Annotated in this window: 11 protein-coding genes and 4 tRNA genes; 11 read left to right on the top strand and 4 right to left on the bottom strand. The window is 64.5% G+C overall.

Annotated features, from left to right (window positions below; genetic code table 11):
- Genes SFA35_RS22450 through thiO form a run of 4 tightly spaced genes read left to right on the top strand, consistent with a single transcriptional unit; the run spans position 1 to position 5,222 of the window.
- On the top strand, positions 1 to 510 hold the full coding sequence (locus tag SFA35_RS22450) for a PilX N-terminal domain-containing pilus assembly protein (protein WP_320572809.1): 510 nt from the start codon (positions 1 to 3) through the stop codon (positions 508 to 510).
- The gene (locus SFA35_RS22445) at positions 494 to 3,664 is read left to right on the top strand and encodes a pilus assembly protein (protein WP_414058434.1); all 3,171 of its coding nucleotides are present in this window, start codon (positions 494 to 496) and stop codon (positions 3,662 to 3,664) included. The genes SFA35_RS22450 and SFA35_RS22445 overlap by 17 nt, the downstream gene beginning before the upstream one ends.
- An 11-nt stretch (positions 3,665 to 3,675) precedes the next feature.
- Positions 3,676 to 4,071, top strand: a complete 396-nt coding sequence (locus SFA35_RS22440; RefSeq protein WP_320572808.1) for a type IV pilin protein — start codon at positions 3,676 to 3,678, stop codon at positions 4,069 to 4,071.
- 26 nt (positions 4,072 to 4,097) lie between these two features.
- A complete protein-coding gene (gene thiO / locus SFA35_RS22435; protein WP_320572807.1) occupies positions 4,098 to 5,222 on the top strand; it encodes a glycine oxidase ThiO in 1,125 nt (374 codons plus the stop codon).
- 3 nt (positions 5,223 to 5,225) lie between these two features.
- On the opposite strand, the gene SFA35_RS22430 is transcribed toward thiO, so the two are convergent.
- From SFA35_RS22430 to SFA35_RS22415, 4 genes are all read right to left on the bottom strand, one after another.
- Complete coding sequence (locus SFA35_RS22430; protein ID WP_320572806.1) at positions 5,226 to 6,569, bottom strand: sigma-54 dependent transcriptional regulator; 1,344 nt, start codon at positions 6,567 to 6,569, stop codon at positions 5,226 to 5,228.
- 2 nt (positions 6,570 to 6,571) lie between these two features.
- Positions 6,572 to 8,161, bottom strand: a complete 1,590-nt coding sequence (locus tag SFA35_RS22425; protein ID WP_414058433.1) for a sensor histidine kinase — start codon at positions 8,159 to 8,161, stop codon at positions 6,572 to 6,574.
- Positions 8,151 to 8,384 (bottom strand): PP0621 family protein, encoded by a 234-nt coding sequence (locus tag SFA35_RS22420; protein ID WP_320572802.1) that lies wholly within the window; start codon positions 8,382 to 8,384, stop codon positions 8,151 to 8,153. The genes SFA35_RS22425 and SFA35_RS22420 overlap by 11 nt, the downstream gene beginning before the upstream one ends.
- 153 nt (positions 8,385 to 8,537) lie before the next feature.
- Entirely contained in the window at positions 8,538 to 9,560 is a 1,023-nt protein-coding gene (locus tag SFA35_RS22415) for an outer membrane protein assembly factor BamD (RefSeq protein WP_320572800.1), read from the bottom strand.
- A gap of 149 nt (positions 9,561 to 9,709) precedes the next feature.
- On the opposite strand from SFA35_RS22415, the gene rluD reads away from it, so the two are divergent.
- The 7 genes from rluD to SFA35_RS22380 all read left to right on the top strand — a co-directional run bounded on the left by rluD (position 9,710) and on the right by SFA35_RS22380 (position 15,355).
- Positions 9,710 to 10,672, top strand: a complete 963-nt coding sequence (gene rluD, locus SFA35_RS22410) for a 23S rRNA pseudouridine(1911/1915/1917) synthase RluD (RefSeq protein ID WP_320572799.1) — start codon at positions 9,710 to 9,712, stop codon at positions 10,670 to 10,672.
- Entirely contained in the window at positions 10,672 to 11,406 is a 735-nt protein-coding gene (gene pgeF, locus SFA35_RS22405; RefSeq protein ID WP_414058432.1) for a peptidoglycan editing factor PgeF, read from the top strand. The genes rluD and pgeF overlap by 1 nt, the downstream gene beginning before the upstream one ends.
- A gap of 586 nt (positions 11,407 to 11,992) precedes the next feature.
- The gene (gene clpB / locus SFA35_RS22400) at positions 11,993 to 14,557 is read left to right on the top strand and encodes an ATP-dependent chaperone ClpB (protein WP_320572798.1); all 2,565 of its coding nucleotides are present in this window, start codon (positions 11,993 to 11,995) and stop codon (positions 14,555 to 14,557) included.
- A gap of 378 nt (positions 14,558 to 14,935) precedes the next feature.
- Positions 14,936 to 15,011 (top strand) — tRNA-Asn (locus SFA35_RS22395).
- Between the two features lie 10 nt (positions 15,012 to 15,021).
- Positions 15,022 to 15,098 (top strand) — tRNA-Pro (locus SFA35_RS22390).
- A gap of 5 nt (positions 15,099 to 15,103) precedes the next feature.
- Positions 15,104 to 15,179 (top strand) — tRNA-Lys (locus SFA35_RS22385).
- 99 nt (positions 15,180 to 15,278) lie between these two features.
- Positions 15,279 to 15,355: transfer RNA gene (locus tag SFA35_RS22380), tRNA-Pro, on the top strand.
- Positions 15,356 to 15,395: the final 40 nt, after the last annotated feature.

Below are 15,395 nucleotides of genomic sequence, written 5' to 3'. Positions count from 1 at the left end.
ATGTCTCGTCGGTATTACCGCCAGCCACAACTGTCCTGCCGCCAGCAAAGCGGGTTGGTGCTGGTGGTGGCCCTGATCTTTCTGCTGCTGGTCACCTTGATCGGTGTGTCGTCGATGCAGAATGCGACCATGCAGGAGAAAATGGCCGGCAGCGTGACCCTCAAGAACCTTTCGTTCCAGCTGGCCGAGGCCACGCTGCGGGTGGGTGAAAACGCGGTGGCGTCGAGCACCTACAAGCTGACTCAGTGCAGCGGCGCGGCGGCCTGCCTGCCGCCGCCGGATTCCACGTCCACCACCCTGTCCGCCGGCACCGGCACCAATGGCGTGCTGTGGATCGCCAACAGCACCGGCGACGGCTTCTATGGCGTGCAGAACATCGGCACCACCTCCGACGCGGTCAACGCGCCGGCCAACTGCGCCGCGTCCGCGACCCTGTACCGGATCACCGCGGTGGGCATTTCGGGTATCAGCAGGACTGTGCTGGAGAGTGTTTATGCGAAGTGCACCTGAGTCTGTGCGGATGTGGCTGCGGGCCTGCCTGGTATTGCTGCTGCTGAGCCTCGGCCAGTCGGCGGCGGCCTTCACTCCGGCCGCGTCGCCGCTGCTCAGTGCGGCGGCCGTCACGCCCAACCTGATGCTGCTGGTGGACAACTCCGGGAGCATGAACAGCCTGATCCGCGCCTCGGACTTCGACCAGTCGCTGACCACCTGGCCACAATTGTATGTGTATGGCTGCGGCTACAGCGGCAGGAACTATGTCTGCAACTACAGCACCGCCCTGGACATGACCAGCGAAAACCTGTTCGTCGGCGATTTCTCCCAGGGCGACTGCTCGAACAGCGCCTACAACGCCTTCAAGGTGCAGGGGTCGTCGACGCTGTACTGCCTCAAGCTGCCCGACCCGGTGGGTAACGGCAACACACGCATCTCGGCGCGCTACATCTCCTATCTCATCTCCAAGATGAGCGGCACCACCAAGGATTACACCGACGGCAGCATCCCCAACGACTACCGCATCAATGTGGCGCGCAACGCGGCGACGGCGATCGTCAACGCCAACCGCTCGCTGCGTATCGGCCTGGCCTCGTACAACGCACCGCGCGGCGGCGACTCGGGGCCTGGGGGCAACATCACCCGGGTGGTGTCCGACCTGCAGGCCACCAGCAGCACCACCTCTGCCCAAGCCACCACCAACTACAACAACCTGTTGACCTCCATCGCCGGGCTTGGCGCCACGTCCAACACGCCGCTGGCCGAAACCTACTACGAGGTCACGCGCTACATGCGCGGCCTGTACCCCTACTATTACTACAACCCCGGCATCAGCGGGGTGCGCTACACCAGCCCGATCCAGTACCGCTGCCAGAAGAACTACGGCGTGGTGATCACCGACGGCCTGCCCACCTACGACCGGTCGTTCCCGAGCTCCACGAGCGACAGCAACACCGGTGACCCGGCCCTGGCCGTGGCCGGTGCCGGCACGCTGCCCAACTGGGATGGCAACAGCGCCAACGACGGCGATGATCTCAATGGTGACGGCGAGGGCGACACGCTGTACCTCGACGACATCGCCAAGTTCGCCTACGACATCGACATGCGCACCGGCCTCAGCGACCTGGCGAACAAGAGCTGGGACGCCGCCGACTTCCCCAAACAGAACATGCTGACCTACACGGTAGGCTTCACCACCACCCAGCAGATGCTGTCCGACGCCGCCAGCTACGGCCACGGCGCCTATTACCAGGCCAGCGACGCGGCGACCCTGGCTGCCGCCCTGAACTCGGCCCTGAGCAGCATCAGTTCCAAGGCTGGCTCCGGTGGCGCCGGCTCGTCCAGCGCCTCGACCCTGTCCAGCGGCACCGCCTACTACCAGACCCTGTACGACCCTACCGACTGGCGCGGCATCATCCGCTCCTACCCGTACAACAGCGACGGTACCGTCGCCACCACCCTGAACTGGACCACCGACACCACCATAGTGCCGGCCTCCACGGCGCCGCTGTTCCAGTCCTGGAATGGCACCACGGCGATCAACCTGGTGTACGGCAACTTCACCGCCGCCCAGCAGGCCACCCTCAGTGCCAACCTGCCCACCGGCATCACCGGCACCGACCTGGTCAACTGGGCCAAGGGCGTCAACAAGACCGGCCTGCGCACCCGCACCGTGCTGCTCGGCGATATCATCAATTCGCCGCTGACCTATGCCTCGCCCACGGCGCAGACCGCCTCCAACACGGCCACCGACACCAGCTACACCACCTACCTCGCCACCAAGGCAGCGGCCATGAACGCCAGCCTGGTCGTCAACGCCAACGACGGCTTCACCGACGTGATCAACCCGGCCAACGGCGCGCGGATCTTCGCCTACCTGCCGTCGAGCACCCTGGCGTCGCTCTACACCGTGGCCAGCACGTCCTACGTGAATGGCACCGCGCACACCTTCCTCAACGACGGCCAGACCACGGTCGCCGACGTGCAGATCAATGGCAACTGGTCGACCGTGGCCTTCAACGGCACCGGCGCGGGGGGCAAGACCTTCTCGGCGATCCAGCTGTTCAACGGCACCAACACCCTCGGCGCGCTGTGGGAAATCAGCGCGCCGGCCACCGCCAGCACCAGCAACCCGTTGAACGACCTGGGTTACGCCTACGCCAAGCCGCAGATCGCCCGGCTGCCCGATGGCCGCTGGGCCGCCTTCATCGCCAATGGCTATGGCAGCAATTCGGGCGTGGCGGCGCTGTACGTGATCAATGTGGCCGACGGCTCGCTGATCACCAAGCTGGTGGTCGACAGCACCGAGACCACCAATGGCCTGTCGTCGGTGGCACTCAAGCTCGACGCCACCAGCACCGTGCAGGCGGCCTACGCGGGCGACCTCAAGGGCCGCATGTGGAAGTTCGACCTCAGCAGCACCTCGATCAGTGCCTGGGGCCTGGCGTTCTCCGGCAAGCCGCTGTTCACCGCGCCCGGCGGCGCCAACCAGCCGATCACCGCGCCGCCGCTGCTGGTCAACAACAACAGCAGCGGGCGCATGGTCTATTTCGGTACCGGCAAGTTCAACGAAACCACCGACAAGACCACCACCTACACCCAGGCCTTCTATGCGGTGTGGGACAAGGACGGCGGCGCCGGCAACTACAGCGTCGCCAACCTGGCAGCGCAGTCGATTACCGGCACCTTCACCGGCACCGGTGGCACCTACATGACCACCAGCGGCAATACGGTGGACTACACCAGCCAGTACGGCTGGTACCTGCCGCTCAGCTACAACAGCACGCTGGTCGGCGAGCGGGTGATCTACCAGGCCTACTACACCCTGGGTCGGATCCTGTTCACCACGGCCGGTGTCGACACCACCGACCCCTGTTCCAGCCAGGGCTTCGGCCGCCTGGTGGTGCTCGACGCACTGGCCGGCGGCATGCTCACCACCGCCGTGCTGGACACCAACGGTGACAAGGTGGTGAACGCCTCGGATACCGCTTCCAGCGGCAAGATCTATTCTTCCGGTATCCCGACCCTGACAGCGGTGGTGTCCATCGCCGGGAGTTCGACCACGGCCGATGCCATCAGCCTGACGGCCGGCCTTTCGGACGGTACTATCGACAACCAGATCATGAAGGGCGGCGGTGCCGGCGGCCGCATCCTGTGGCGACAAATACAGTGACGAGAGCGAATATGCGTACTTCGAGCAAAGGTTTCACCCTGATCGAGTTGATGATCGTGGTGGCGATCATCGGCGTTCTTGCGGCCATCGCCTATCCCAGTTACGTGAACCACGTGAAAACCACCCGCCGCGCGGAAATCGTCGTGCTGCTGACCCAGGCCGCGCAGTCACTGGAGCGGCAGTATTCGAAGTCCGGCAACTACGCCGACACCTCGACCGCCGACCCGGTGGGCAACAGCTACTACACGATCATCTCCACCCGCACCGCGTCGGCCTTTACCCTGACCGCCACGCCGATCGCCGGCACCATCATGGCCGGTGACACCTGCGGCAACTTCATCCTGACCAACACCGGCGCGCGCAGCAACTCCGGTTCTGCCTCGACCCTGACCTGCTGGGGCCGTTGAGCCCCAGGTTTTTACCCGGAACCCCCATGCCCACCCAAGCCCATATAATAATCGTCGGCGGCGGCGTCATCGGCCTGCTGACCGCACTCAATCTGGCTTCGCAAACGACCCAGCCCACCCGGGTCACCCTCATCGACCGCAACGCCATGGGCCAGGAGTCTTCCTGGGCCGGTGGCGGTATCGTTTCACCGCTCTACCCCTGGCGCTACAGCCCGGCGGTGACGGCCCTGGCGCATTGGTCGCAGGATTTCTATCCACAGTTCGCCGCGCAACTGCTGGCCCAGACCGGCATCGACCCCGAGGTGCATACCACCGGGCTGTACTGGCTGGACCTGGACGATGAAGCCCAGGCGCTGGCCTGGGCACAGCGCGAACGCCGGCCGATGACTGCGGTGGACATCTCGGCCACCTACGACGCCGTGCCGGCGCTGGGGCCGGGCTATCGCCGGGCCATCCATATGGCCGACGTCGCCAACGTGCGCAACCCGCGTCTGGTCAAGTCGCTGAAAGCTGCGTTGCAGGCCCTGCCCAATGTGCAACTGGAAGAACAGTGCGAGGTGCTCGGCTTCGTGCGCGACGGCCAGCGGATTCACGGGGTGCGCACCCACGGGGGGGAAATCCTCGGTGACCGTGTGGTGCTGACCGCCGGTGCGTGGAGCGGCGAGTTGCTGGAAAGCCTGGGTATCGGCCTGCCGGTGGAGCCGGTCAAGGGGCAGATGATTCTGTACCAGTGCGCGGCGGATTTCCTGCCCTGCATGGTGCTGGCCAAGGGGCGCTATGCCATCCCGCGGCGTGACGGGCATATTCTGGTGGGCAGCACCCTGGAGCACGAGGGGTTCGACAAGACGCCGACCTTGAATGCCCTGGAGAGCCTGAAGATTTCCGCTGCCGAGCTGCTGCCGGGCCTGGCCGGGGCGACCCCTGTGCGGCACTGGGCCGGGCTGCGGCCTGGCTCGCCGGAGGGGATTCCGTTCATCGGGCCGGTGACGGCGTTCGACGGGCTGTGGCTCAACTGCGGGCATTACCGCAACGGGCTGGTGCTGGCGCCGGCTTCGTGTCAGTTGTTTGCCGACCTCATGCTGGGCCGGGCGCCGATCATCGATCCAGCGCCTTATGCGCCGGATGTGCGGTTGGGACTGGGCAACGCGTAACGCTCAATCCAGGCCGAGCTTCTTCAATCGATAGCGCATCGAGCGAAACGACAGGCTCAAACGCTGCGCCGCCGCCGTACGGTTCCAGCGAGTCTCTTCCAGGGCCTGGAGGATCAGCTTGCGCTCGATGCTCTCCAGGTAGTCCTCGAGGTTGTCGATCTGGGCGAAGTCCGGCTCGCCCGCTTCGCCGCTGGGGGTCGACTCGGTCAGGCGCAGGTCGCTGGCTTCGATGCGGTCGTCCTCGCACAGGGTGTAGGCCCGCTCCAGCATGTTTTCCAGCTCGCGCACGTTGCCCGGGAAGCGGTAGCCCTTGAGGGTGGCCAGCGCTTCGTCACTCAGCTGCGCCGGCGGCAGGCCGCTGCCCTGGGCCAGGCGTTGCAGCACGCGGTTGGCCAGCAATTCGACGTCTTCGCGGCGCTCGCGCAGTGATGGCACGCGCAGCTCGATGACGTTGAGGCGGTAGTAGAGGTCCTGGCGGAAACGGCCGGCGGCCACCTCGGCGGCGAGGTCCTTATGGGTGGCGCAGAGGATGCGCACGTCCACCACCACCTCCGCCTGGCCGCCGACCGCGCGCACGGCCTTCTCCTGGATCACCCGCAGCAGCTTGACCTGCATGGCCAACGGCAGGTCGGCCACTTCGTCGAGAAACAGCGTGCCGCCGTTGGCGGCCTGGAACAGCCCCGGCTTGTCTTCGGTGGCGCCCGTGAAGCTGCCCTTGCGGTGGCCGAAGAATTCGCTCTCCATCAGCTCCGAAGGAATCGCGCCACAGTTGACCGGCACGAAGGGCAGGGCGCTGCGCGGGCCCTGTTCGTGGATCAGGCGCGCCACCAGCTCCTTGCCGCTGCCCGACTCGCCGCTGATGTACACCGGCGCCTGGCTGCGGGCCAGGCGCAGGATCTGCTTGCGCAGGGCCAGCATGGGCGGCGAGTCACCCAGCAGGCGCTCGTCGATCAACGGCTCACCGGTTGGCGCCGCCGCCTGCAGGCGCAGCGCGCTGCCCACCAGTTCGCGCAGGCGCGCCAGATCCACCGGCTTGGTCAGGAAGTCGAACGCTCCGGCCTTGAGCGCGGTGACGGCGGTGTCGAGGCTGCCGTAGGCAGTGATCATCGCCACCGGCACGTTGGGGTGGCGCTGCTGTATATGCTGCACCAGCTCCATGCCGGTGCCGTCGGGCAGGCGCATGTCGGTCAGGCACAGGTCGAAAGGCTCCTTGGCCAGCCAGTCGCGGGCTTCCTTGCAGTTGCGCGCGCTACGGGTCTCCAGCTTCATGCGGCCGAGGGTGATTTCCAGCAGTTCGCGGATGTCCGGTTCGTCATCGACGATGAGGATTTTTTGCCGTTGGCTCATGGTCAGCTCAGTCTGCGCGGGTGGGCGAAGGTGATGCGCATGCAACTGCCGCCGTTTTCACGGGGGCGGTAGTCCAGGTGGGCCTGGTTGCTTTCGCACAGCTCGCGGGAGATATACAGGCCCAGGCCTGTGCCCTTGGTTTCGGTGGTGAAGAACGGTTCGAAGATGTGTTGCAACTGGTCGGCAGGAAAGCCCGGGCCGTCGTCCAGCACTTCCAGGATCGGCAGGCCGTTGCCCGGCTCGACGAACAGGTTCAGCCAGACCTGGGCCTGGCCGTTGCGCTGGCCGCTGTAGCGCAGGCCGTTCTGTACCAGGTTGTCCAGCACCTGAGTCAGGTGATGAGGGTCCATGCGGGTTTCCAGCGGGCCGTCGGTGACGTACATGTGCAATTGTTGCCGACCTTGCGCGCTGGCGCGGAAGTCGCCGACGAAGCGCTCCAGCCACTGGGCCAGGTCGAGCATCTCCGGCTCGGCCGGACGCCGTCGCGAGAGTTGCAGCACGTTCTCGATGATCAGGTTCATGCGCTTGCATTGGTCCTGGATGATCTGGTTGAGGCGTCGGTCCGGCTCGGTCAGTTCCTCGGACTCGTGCAGCAATTGCCCGGCATGGCTGATGGCGCCGAGTGGGTTGCGAATCTCGTGGGCGATACTGGCGGTCAGCCGGCCCAGCGCGGCCAGCTTGAGCTGCTGGGCCTGCTGGGCGATCTGCGAGAGGTCTTCGAGAAAGATCAGCGTCTGGGTCTGTTCGCGCACCCGCAGGGCGATGAAGCTGACCTGCACGGCCGGGCCGGTGGGCTTGAGCTTGATGCTTTGCAGGCGCAGGGTCGGGTTGGTCTGCCACTGGTGCAGGCGCTCGATCAGCTGCGGCGAGTATTCGGCGATCAACTGTCCGACCAGCTCGTCGTTGCCGATCAATCCGGCGGCGCCCTGGTTGGCCATCTGCACGCGCAACTCGCCGTCGAGGACCATGATGCCGGTGCGCATGCGCTGCAGGATCAGCGCGTTGAGCTCCTCAAGGTTGGTGACGTCGTGGGCCCTTTGCTCGGCCAGGGTCTCACTGGTGACCAGCAGGCGGGTCAGGGCCTGGACCATGAACGACACGGCAAAGCACAGCACCCCCAGGGTGCCGGCCTGCACGTAGTCGCCGATCGGCGTGGGGCGCAGGTAGTTGAGGTAGAAGCTCAGGTAGATGATGGCGATGGTCGCTACCGCAGCCACCAGCAGGCCGATGCGCCCGCGCAGCAGCACATTGCTCATGGCCACCGAAGCCACCATCAGGTTGCCGATGCCGCTGGGCGTGCCGCCGCCGGCATAGAACAGCCCGGCCAGCAGCAGGATGTCGGCCAGCGCCAGGCCGAACACCTGGGCCGGGCGGCGCACGCTGCCCAGTACCACCACCAGGATGTTGAGGATCAGGTAGGTCCAGCTGCCGGCGCGGAACAGCTCGCCGTTGGCGATATCCAGCAGCTTGTTGTCCATTTCGCTGGAAATCAGCAGCACCAGGGCGATGCCGATGGTCAGGCGGTAGAGGTGGTAAAGGCGCAGCATTCGCCGGGTTTGCGCGGCCCCCGGGCCGAACAGGTCAGCGACCACCGGCGGTGGGGCCCTGTTGCAGGTGGGCCTGGCTGCAATACCAGAGGTCGCCTTGGCGCAGCGCGCTGTTGTCGGGCACGTGCACGCCGCAGTGGGCGCAGCGGACCATCGGCAGGGCGTTTTCCGGCCTGCGGGCAGGGGTGCTCACAGCGGGTGCCTTGAATTTGCGCCAGGCCCACACGGCAACAAAAATCACAACGACCCAGAACAGTAGGCGAATCATGGTTACCCGCTTCGGTAGAAAGGATGAGGCAGTGTAGGAGGGGGCTAGGCGGGGAGCAAGAGGGATTGGCGGGCTGCCGGGGATCTCGGCATGATTCACTATCGGCCGCGAGGGCGGCCAGTCGCCGCCCTGCTCAACATCAGGCCTTGCGTATCAACCAAACAGGCCAAACGTCATGTAGCTCAGCCACGAACGACCTTTCTTCTGGTTGTCCGGGTTGTCCACTGGCTTGTCGTTGGTACCGCCGTCATCTGGTGGCAGCAATTCTTTCGGGATGTTGTCCTTGGCATCCTGGTACTGCTTCTGGATGTCCTGGTTGGCGCGGGTTTCGCCCGGCGGCAGCGGATCCTTGGATTCGATCAGGCCCAGGGTGGCGCGTGTCAGCCAGCCACGGTTGTCGGCTTCCTGCTGCTGCGGCACGAACTGGCCATCCTTCAGGCTCGGGTGGTTCGGATAGTTGAGCTTGAGGGTTTCCAGGCTGGTGGCTGCCAGGTCGTCCAGGTGCAGACGCTGATAGGACTCGACCATCACCGCCAGGCCGTCGCCGACCGATGGGGTTTCCTGGAAGTTTTCCACCACGTAGCGGCCACGGTTGGCGGCGGCGACGTAGGCCTGGCGGGTCAGGTAGTAGTCGGCCACGTGGATTTCATAGGAGGCCAGCAGGTTGCGCAGGTAGATCATGCGCTGCTTGGCGTCCGGCGCGTAGCGGCTGTTGGGGTAGCGGCTGGTCAGCTGGGCGAACTCGTTGTACGAGTCGCGGGCAGCGCCCGGGTCGCGACGGGTCATGTCCAGCGGCACGAAGCGCGCCACCAGGCCACGGTCCTGGTCGAACGAGGTCAGGCCCTTGAGGTAGTAGGCGTAGTCGACGTTGGGATGCTGGGGGTGCAGGCGGATAAAGCGCTCGGCAGCGGATTTCGCGGCCTCGGGCTCGGAGTCCTTGTAGTTGGCGTAGATCAGCTCCAGCTGCGCTTGGTCGGCGTAGCGGCCGAAGGGGTAGCGCGAGTCCAGAGCCTTGAGCTTGGCCACGGCGATACCGTAGTTGTGGTTGTCCAGGTCGGCCTGCGCCTGCTGGTACAGCTCGACTTCGCTGAGGTTCTCGTCGACTTTTTCTTTGTTCGACGAACAGGCCGCGGTGAGTCCGAGGATGGCGATCAGCAGCAGGTGTTTCACTTGCATGGCGGCTTGCGTCCCTATAACGGCCGCTGTCTCGGGCGTGGCCGTCCTGTTATGATGAGCACCCCGTGGAACCCTCGGGGCAAAAGACGCCGTATTTAACCACAAGCGTGCAGCTGAAACCAAAGGCTGTGCCGTTGCCTAGTCCGAGTATGTCCGAGATCATCCAACTTCGCGCCGAGGTGCCGTCCGATATGGGCGGTCAACGCCTCGATCAGGTCGCCGCCCTATTGTTCGCCGAGCACTCTCGCTCGCGCCTTTCCGCCTGGATCAAGGAGGGCCTCCTGACCGTGGACGGCGGCGTGCTGCGTCCGCGCGACATTGTCCATGGCGGCGCCGTGCTCGAGCTCAAGGCCGAGCAGGAAGCGCAGGGCGAGTGGATCGCCCAGGACATCGCCCTGGACATCATCTATGAAGACGAGCAGATTCTGGTCATCAACAAGCCTGCGGGCCTGGTGGTGCACCCGGCTGCCGGCCACGCCGACGGCACGCTGCTCAACGCCTTGCTGCACCATGTGCCGGACATCATCAACGTGCCGCGCGCCGGCATCGTCCATCGCCTGGACAAGGACACCACCGGTCTGATGGTGGTGGCCAAGACCATCCAGGCGCAGACGCGCCTGGTCGAGCAGCTGCAGAGCCGCTCGGTCAGCCGCATCTATGAATGCATCGTCATCGGCGTGGTCACCGCCGGCGGCAAGATCAACGCGCCGATCGGCCGCCACGGCCAGCAGCGCCAGCGCATGGCGGTCATGGAAGGTGGCAAGCCTGCCGTCAGCCACTACCGCGTGCTGGAGCGCTTCCGTTCGCACACCCATGTGCGCGTCAAGCTGGAAACCGGGCGTACCCACCAGATCCGCGTGCACATGTCGCACATCAACTTTCCGTTGGTCGGTGACCAGGCCTACGGCGGGCGCTTCCGCATTCCGCCGGCCGCCAACCCGACCATGGTCGAGGCACTCAAGACCTTCCCGCGCCAGGCCCTGCATGCGCGGTTCCTGGAGTTGGACCATCCGACGACCGGTGAGCGCATGGGTTGGGAAACGCCGCTGCCCGACGATTTCGTCTGGCTGCTGTCGCTGCTCAAGCAGGACCGCGAGGCGTTCGTCGGCTGATGCAATTGTCGTCGACCTTGCTCATCCCCGACTGGCCGGCCCCGGCCAACGTCAAGGCCTGCGTGACCACGCGGGCCGGGGGTGTGAGCGTCGGCGCCCATGCCGGGCTCAACCTCGGTGACCACGTGGGTGACGACCGCCAGGCCGTTGCCGAAAACCGTCGCCGGCTGTGCGCCGCCATCCAGGCGCAACCGGCCTGGCTCAGCCAGGTGCATGGGGTCAACGTAGTGCCGGCGGACCCGACCCAAGTGGTCGAGGCCGACGGCTGCTGGACAACCACGCCGGGCATCGCCTGTACGGCGATGACCGCCGACTGCCTGCCTGCACTGTTCTGCGACCGCGCCGGCCGGCGCGTGGCGGCCGCCCATGCCGGCTGGCGCGGCTTGGCCAACGGCGTGCTGGAGGCCACGGTGCAGGCCATGGCTGTCGCGCCCGAGGAAATTCTGGTGTGGCTCGGTCCGGCCATCGGCCCGCGCAACTTCGAGGTGGGAAGCGAGGTGCGGGCGACTTTCGTCGCACACCATCCACAAGCCGAGTCGGCATTCAGTGCGGGCGAACAGCCGGGCAAATACATCGCCGACATCTATGCCCTGGCGCGAATTCGCCTGGCGGCGGTCGGTGTGACGGCGGTCTATGGTGGCGGGTTGTGCACCATCGAGGATGAGCGGTTCTTCTCCTATCGGCGCGAGAATCCCACCGGACGATTCGCTTCGTTGGTCTGGCTATTACCCTGAATCTTGCCGAGGGCTGACGTGGAAGGGGGCAAAGCCCCCGAGAGGCCGCGTGGGCAGTTTGATCTTGAGTCTGGCTGGCGAAATGCGTCGCGCCTCTCGCCAGCTTCGCCGGCTCCTACATTGATCGCGGCGCACCGCCTTGACGTGGAAGGGGGCAAAGCCCCCGAGAGGCCGCAAGGGCGGTTTGATCTTGAGCCTGGCTGGTGAAATGCGTCGGCTCCTACATTGATCGCGGCGCACCGCCTTGACGTGGGAGGGGGCAAAGCCCCCGAGAGGCCGCAAGGGCGGTTTGATCTTGAGCCTGGCTGGCGAAATGCATCGGCTCCTACATTGATCGCGGCGCACCGCTTTGATGTGGGAGGGGGCAAAGCCCCCGAGAGGCCGCAAGGCCGGTTTGATCCAGCATCCGGATCGAGAGCTCGCGGGCGTTGCCCACTCCCACATCCGCTTTCGCCAGCCGAGGCAAAGCTGGCACTTTGCCTCGCTTGAATCTTCGCTTTATCCCCCCATCTATAAGCCATCTCTGGCAGGTTTTCTTCATCAAGGTGTGTTCATCGCTCCGGCCTGCCCATCAGGAAGGTGACTCATGCGTATAGACCGTTTGACCAGCAAACTGCAGTTGGCTTTATCCGATTCTCAATCCCTGGCCGTGGGCATGGACCATCCGGCCATCGAACCCGTGCACCTGGCGCAGGCGCTGCTCGACCAGCAGGGCGGCTCGGTCAAGCCGCTGCTCATGCAGGTGGGCTTCGACGTCAACAACCTGCGCAAGGAGTTGAGCAAAGAGCTCGACGCCCTGCCGAAGATCCAGAACCCCACCGGCGACGTCAACATGTCCCAGGACCTGGCGCGCCTGCTCAACCAGGCCGACCGCCTGGCCCAGCAGAAGGGCGACCAGTTCATCTCCAGCGAGCTGGTGCTGCTGGCGGCGCTGGACGAGAACAGCAAGCTGGGCAAGCTGCTGCTCGGCCATGGCGTCAGCAAGAAGGCCCTGGAAAACGCCATCAACAACCTGCGCGGTGGCGAGGCGGTCAACGACTCCAATCATGAAGAGTCGCGCAAGGCCCTGGAGAAATACACCGTCGACCTGACCAAGCGCGCCGAGGAAGGCAAGCTCGACCCGGTGATCGGCCGCGACGACGAAATTCGCCGGACCATCCAGGTGCTGCAACGGCGCACCAAGAACAATCCGGTACTGATCGGCGAACCTGGCGTGGGCAAGACCGCCATCGCCGAAGGCCTGGCCCAGCGCATCATCAATGGCGAAGTGCCGGACGGCCTGCGCGGCAAGCGCCTGCTGTCGCTGGACATGGGCGCACTGATCGCCGGGGCGAAGTTTCGCGGCGAGTTCGAGGAGCGTCTGAAGGCCCTGCTCAATGAGCTGTCCAAGCAGGAAGGGCAGATCATCCTGTTCATCGACGAACTGCACACCATGGTCGGCGCCGGCAAGGGCGAAGGTTCGATGGACGCTGGCAACATGCTCAAGCCGGCCCTGGCCCGCGGCGAGCTGCATTGCGTCGGCGCCACCACGCTGAACGAATACCGCCAGTACATCGAGAAGGATGCGGCGCTGGAGCGGCGCTTCCAGAAAGTGCTGGTGGAGGAGCCGAGCGAGGAAGACACCATCGCCATCCTGCGCGGCCTCAAGGAACGCTATGAGGTGCACCACAAGGTGGCCATTACCGACGGCGCAATCATCGCCGCCGCCAAGCTCAGCCATCGCTACATCACCGACCGGCAACTGCCGGACAAGGCCATCGACCTGATCGACGAAGCGGCCAGCCGTATCCGCATGGAAATCGACTCCAAGCCCGAAGTGCTCGATCGTCTGGAACGGCGCCTGATTCAACTGAAGGTGGAATCCCAGGCGCTGAAGAAGGAAGACGATGAAGCGGCGATGAAACGCCTGGAAAAACTCCAGGAAGAAATCGCCCGGCTGGAGCGCGAGTACTCCGACCTGGAAGAAATCTGGACCTCGGAAAAAGCCGAAGTGCAGGGCTCGGCGCAGATCCAGCAGAAGATCGAGCAATCGCGCCAGGAGCTGGAAGCGGCCCGCCGGCGTGGCGACCTCAGCCGCATGGCCGAGCTGCAGTACGGGGTGATCCCGGACCTGGAGCGCAGCCTGCAGATGGTCGACCAGCACGGCAAGACCGAAAACCAGTTGCTGCGCAGCAAGGTCACCGAGGAAGAAATCGCCGAGGTGGTGTCCAAGTGGACCGGCATCCCCGTGTCGAAGATGCTCGAAGGCGAGCGCGACAAGCTGCTGAAGATGGAAAGCCTGCTGCACCAGCGCGTGATCGGCCAGAACGAGGCGGTTATCGCTGTAGCCAACGCTGTTCGGCGTTCCCGTGCCGGCCTGTCGGACCCGAACCGGCCCAGCGGCTCGTTCATGTTCCTCGGCCCGACCGGGGTCGGCAAGACCGAGCTGTGCAAGGCCCTGGCCGAATTCCTGTTCGACACCGAAGAGGCCATGGTGCGCATCGACATGTCCGAGTTCATGGAGAAACATTCCGTGGCGCGGCTGATCGGTGCCCCACCGGGTTATGTCGGTTATGAAGAAGGCGGTTACCTGACCGAGGCGGTACGCCGCAAGCCTTACTCCGTGGTGCTGCTCGACGAGGTGGAGAAGGCTCACCCGGATGTGTTCAACGTGCTGCTGCAGGTGCTCGAAGACGGCCGCCTGACCGACAGCCACGGGCGTACGGTGGACTTTCGCAACACAGTGATCGTGATGACCTCCAACCTGGGCTCGGCACGCATCCAGGAGCTGGCAGGCGATCGCGAAGCGCAGCGCGCGGCGGTGATGGACGCAGTGGGTTCGCACTTCCGGCCGGAATTCGTCAACCGTATCGACGAGGTGGTGATCTTCGAGCCGCTGGCCCGTGATCAGATTGCTGGCATCACCCAGATCCAGCTGGGCCGCCTGCGCAGCCGCCTGACCGAGCGCGAGCTGAACCTGGTGCTCAGCGACGAGGCCATGGACAAGTTGATCGCCGTCGGCTACGACCCAGTGTACGGCGCCCGGCCGCTCAAGCGCGCCATCCAGCGCTGGATCGAGAACCCGCTGGCGCAGTTGATCCTGTCGGGCAGGTTCATGCCGGGCAGTACGGTGACCGGTTCGGTCGAGGGTGACGAGATTACGTTTTTCTGATGGTTGCACCTTCAACCGGCCTGGCGGCCTCTCGGGGTCTGCGCCCCCTGCCACGACCCCATGTGGGAGGAGGCGAAGCCCCCGAGAGACCGCCAGGCCGGTTTGCCGTTGTGAAACACCCGCTTGCATTTCCATCCGTCTGCTTGTAAAGTGCGCCCCGCTGTCAGTCACCCACGGAATGCCACGTTTCATCGGCAAACTGAAAAAAAGTTGCAAATCAGTGTCTTGAAAGCAATTTAAGGGTTGACAGAGGTTGCGAAGATTGTAGAATAGCGCGCCTCAGAGGCACTAACGCAGCGATGCGGGAAGGCTGAAGAAAGCAGCAAATGCGGTAAATGAAATAGCAGCACCGAAATAGCAGCACCTGAAATAGATAGTTCCGTGATAGCTCAGTCGGTAGAGCAAATGACTGTTAATCATTGGGTCCCAGGTTCGAGTCCTGGTCACGGAGCCACTTTTCAAATCGGGGTATAGCGCAGTCCGGTAGCGCGCCTGCTTTGGGAGCAGGATGTCAGGAGTTCGAATCCCCTTACCCCGACCATTTTTGGGTCGTTAGCTCAGTTGGTAGAGCAGTTGGCTTTTAACCAATTGGTCGTAGGTTCGAGTCCCACACGACCCACCATTTTTGATTTCGGTTCGCCGGGTCAGATCTTAAAGAAGTCCCGCCGATTAACACCGGCAGGCATCAGAAAAGGCGCCTCTCGGGGTGCCTTTTTTGTACCGGGGTATAGCGCAGTCCGGTAGCGCGCCTGCTTTGGGAGCAGGATGTCAGGAGTTCGAATCCCCTTACCCCGACCATATCGATAAAAAAAGCGCCTTGCGAAAGGCGCTTTTTTTT

The organism is Pseudomonas sp. HR96 (assembly GCF_034059295.1).
In the GTDB taxonomy this organism is placed as follows: domain Bacteria; phylum Pseudomonadota; class Gammaproteobacteria; order Pseudomonadales; family Pseudomonadaceae; genus Aquipseudomonas.
This window is presented reverse-complemented; position numbering and strand designations above follow the sequence as displayed.

Coding starts and splice junctions, on each gene's coding strand:
- SFA35_RS22450 (WP_320572809.1), top strand. CDS start 1: ATGTCTCGTCGGTATTACCGCCAGCCACAACTGTCCTGCCGCCAGCAA.
- SFA35_RS22445 (WP_414058434.1), top strand. CDS start 494: ATGCGAAGTGCACCTGAGTCTGTGCGGATGTGGCTGCGGGCCTGCCTG.
- SFA35_RS22440 (WP_320572808.1), top strand. CDS start 3,676: ATGCGTACTTCGAGCAAAGGTTTCACCCTGATCGAGTTGATGATCGTG.
- thiO (WP_320572807.1), top strand. CDS start 4,098: ATGCCCACCCAAGCCCATATAATAATCGTCGGCGGCGGCGTCATCGGC.
- SFA35_RS22430 (WP_320572806.1), bottom strand. CDS start 6,569: ATGAGCCAACGGCAAAAAATCCTCATCGTCGATGACGAACCGGACATC.
- SFA35_RS22420 (WP_320572802.1), bottom strand. CDS start 8,384: ATGATTCGCCTACTGTTCTGGGTCGTTGTGATTTTTGTTGCCGTGTGG.
- SFA35_RS22415 (WP_320572800.1), bottom strand. CDS start 9,560: ATGCAAGTGAAACACCTGCTGCTGATCGCCATCCTCGGACTCACCGCG.
- rluD (WP_320572799.1), top strand. CDS start 9,710: ATGTCCGAGATCATCCAACTTCGCGCCGAGGTGCCGTCCGATATGGGC.
- pgeF (WP_414058432.1), top strand. CDS start 10,672: ATGCAATTGTCGTCGACCTTGCTCATCCCCGACTGGCCGGCCCCGGCC.
- clpB (WP_320572798.1), top strand. CDS start 11,993: ATGCGTATAGACCGTTTGACCAGCAAACTGCAGTTGGCTTTATCCGAT.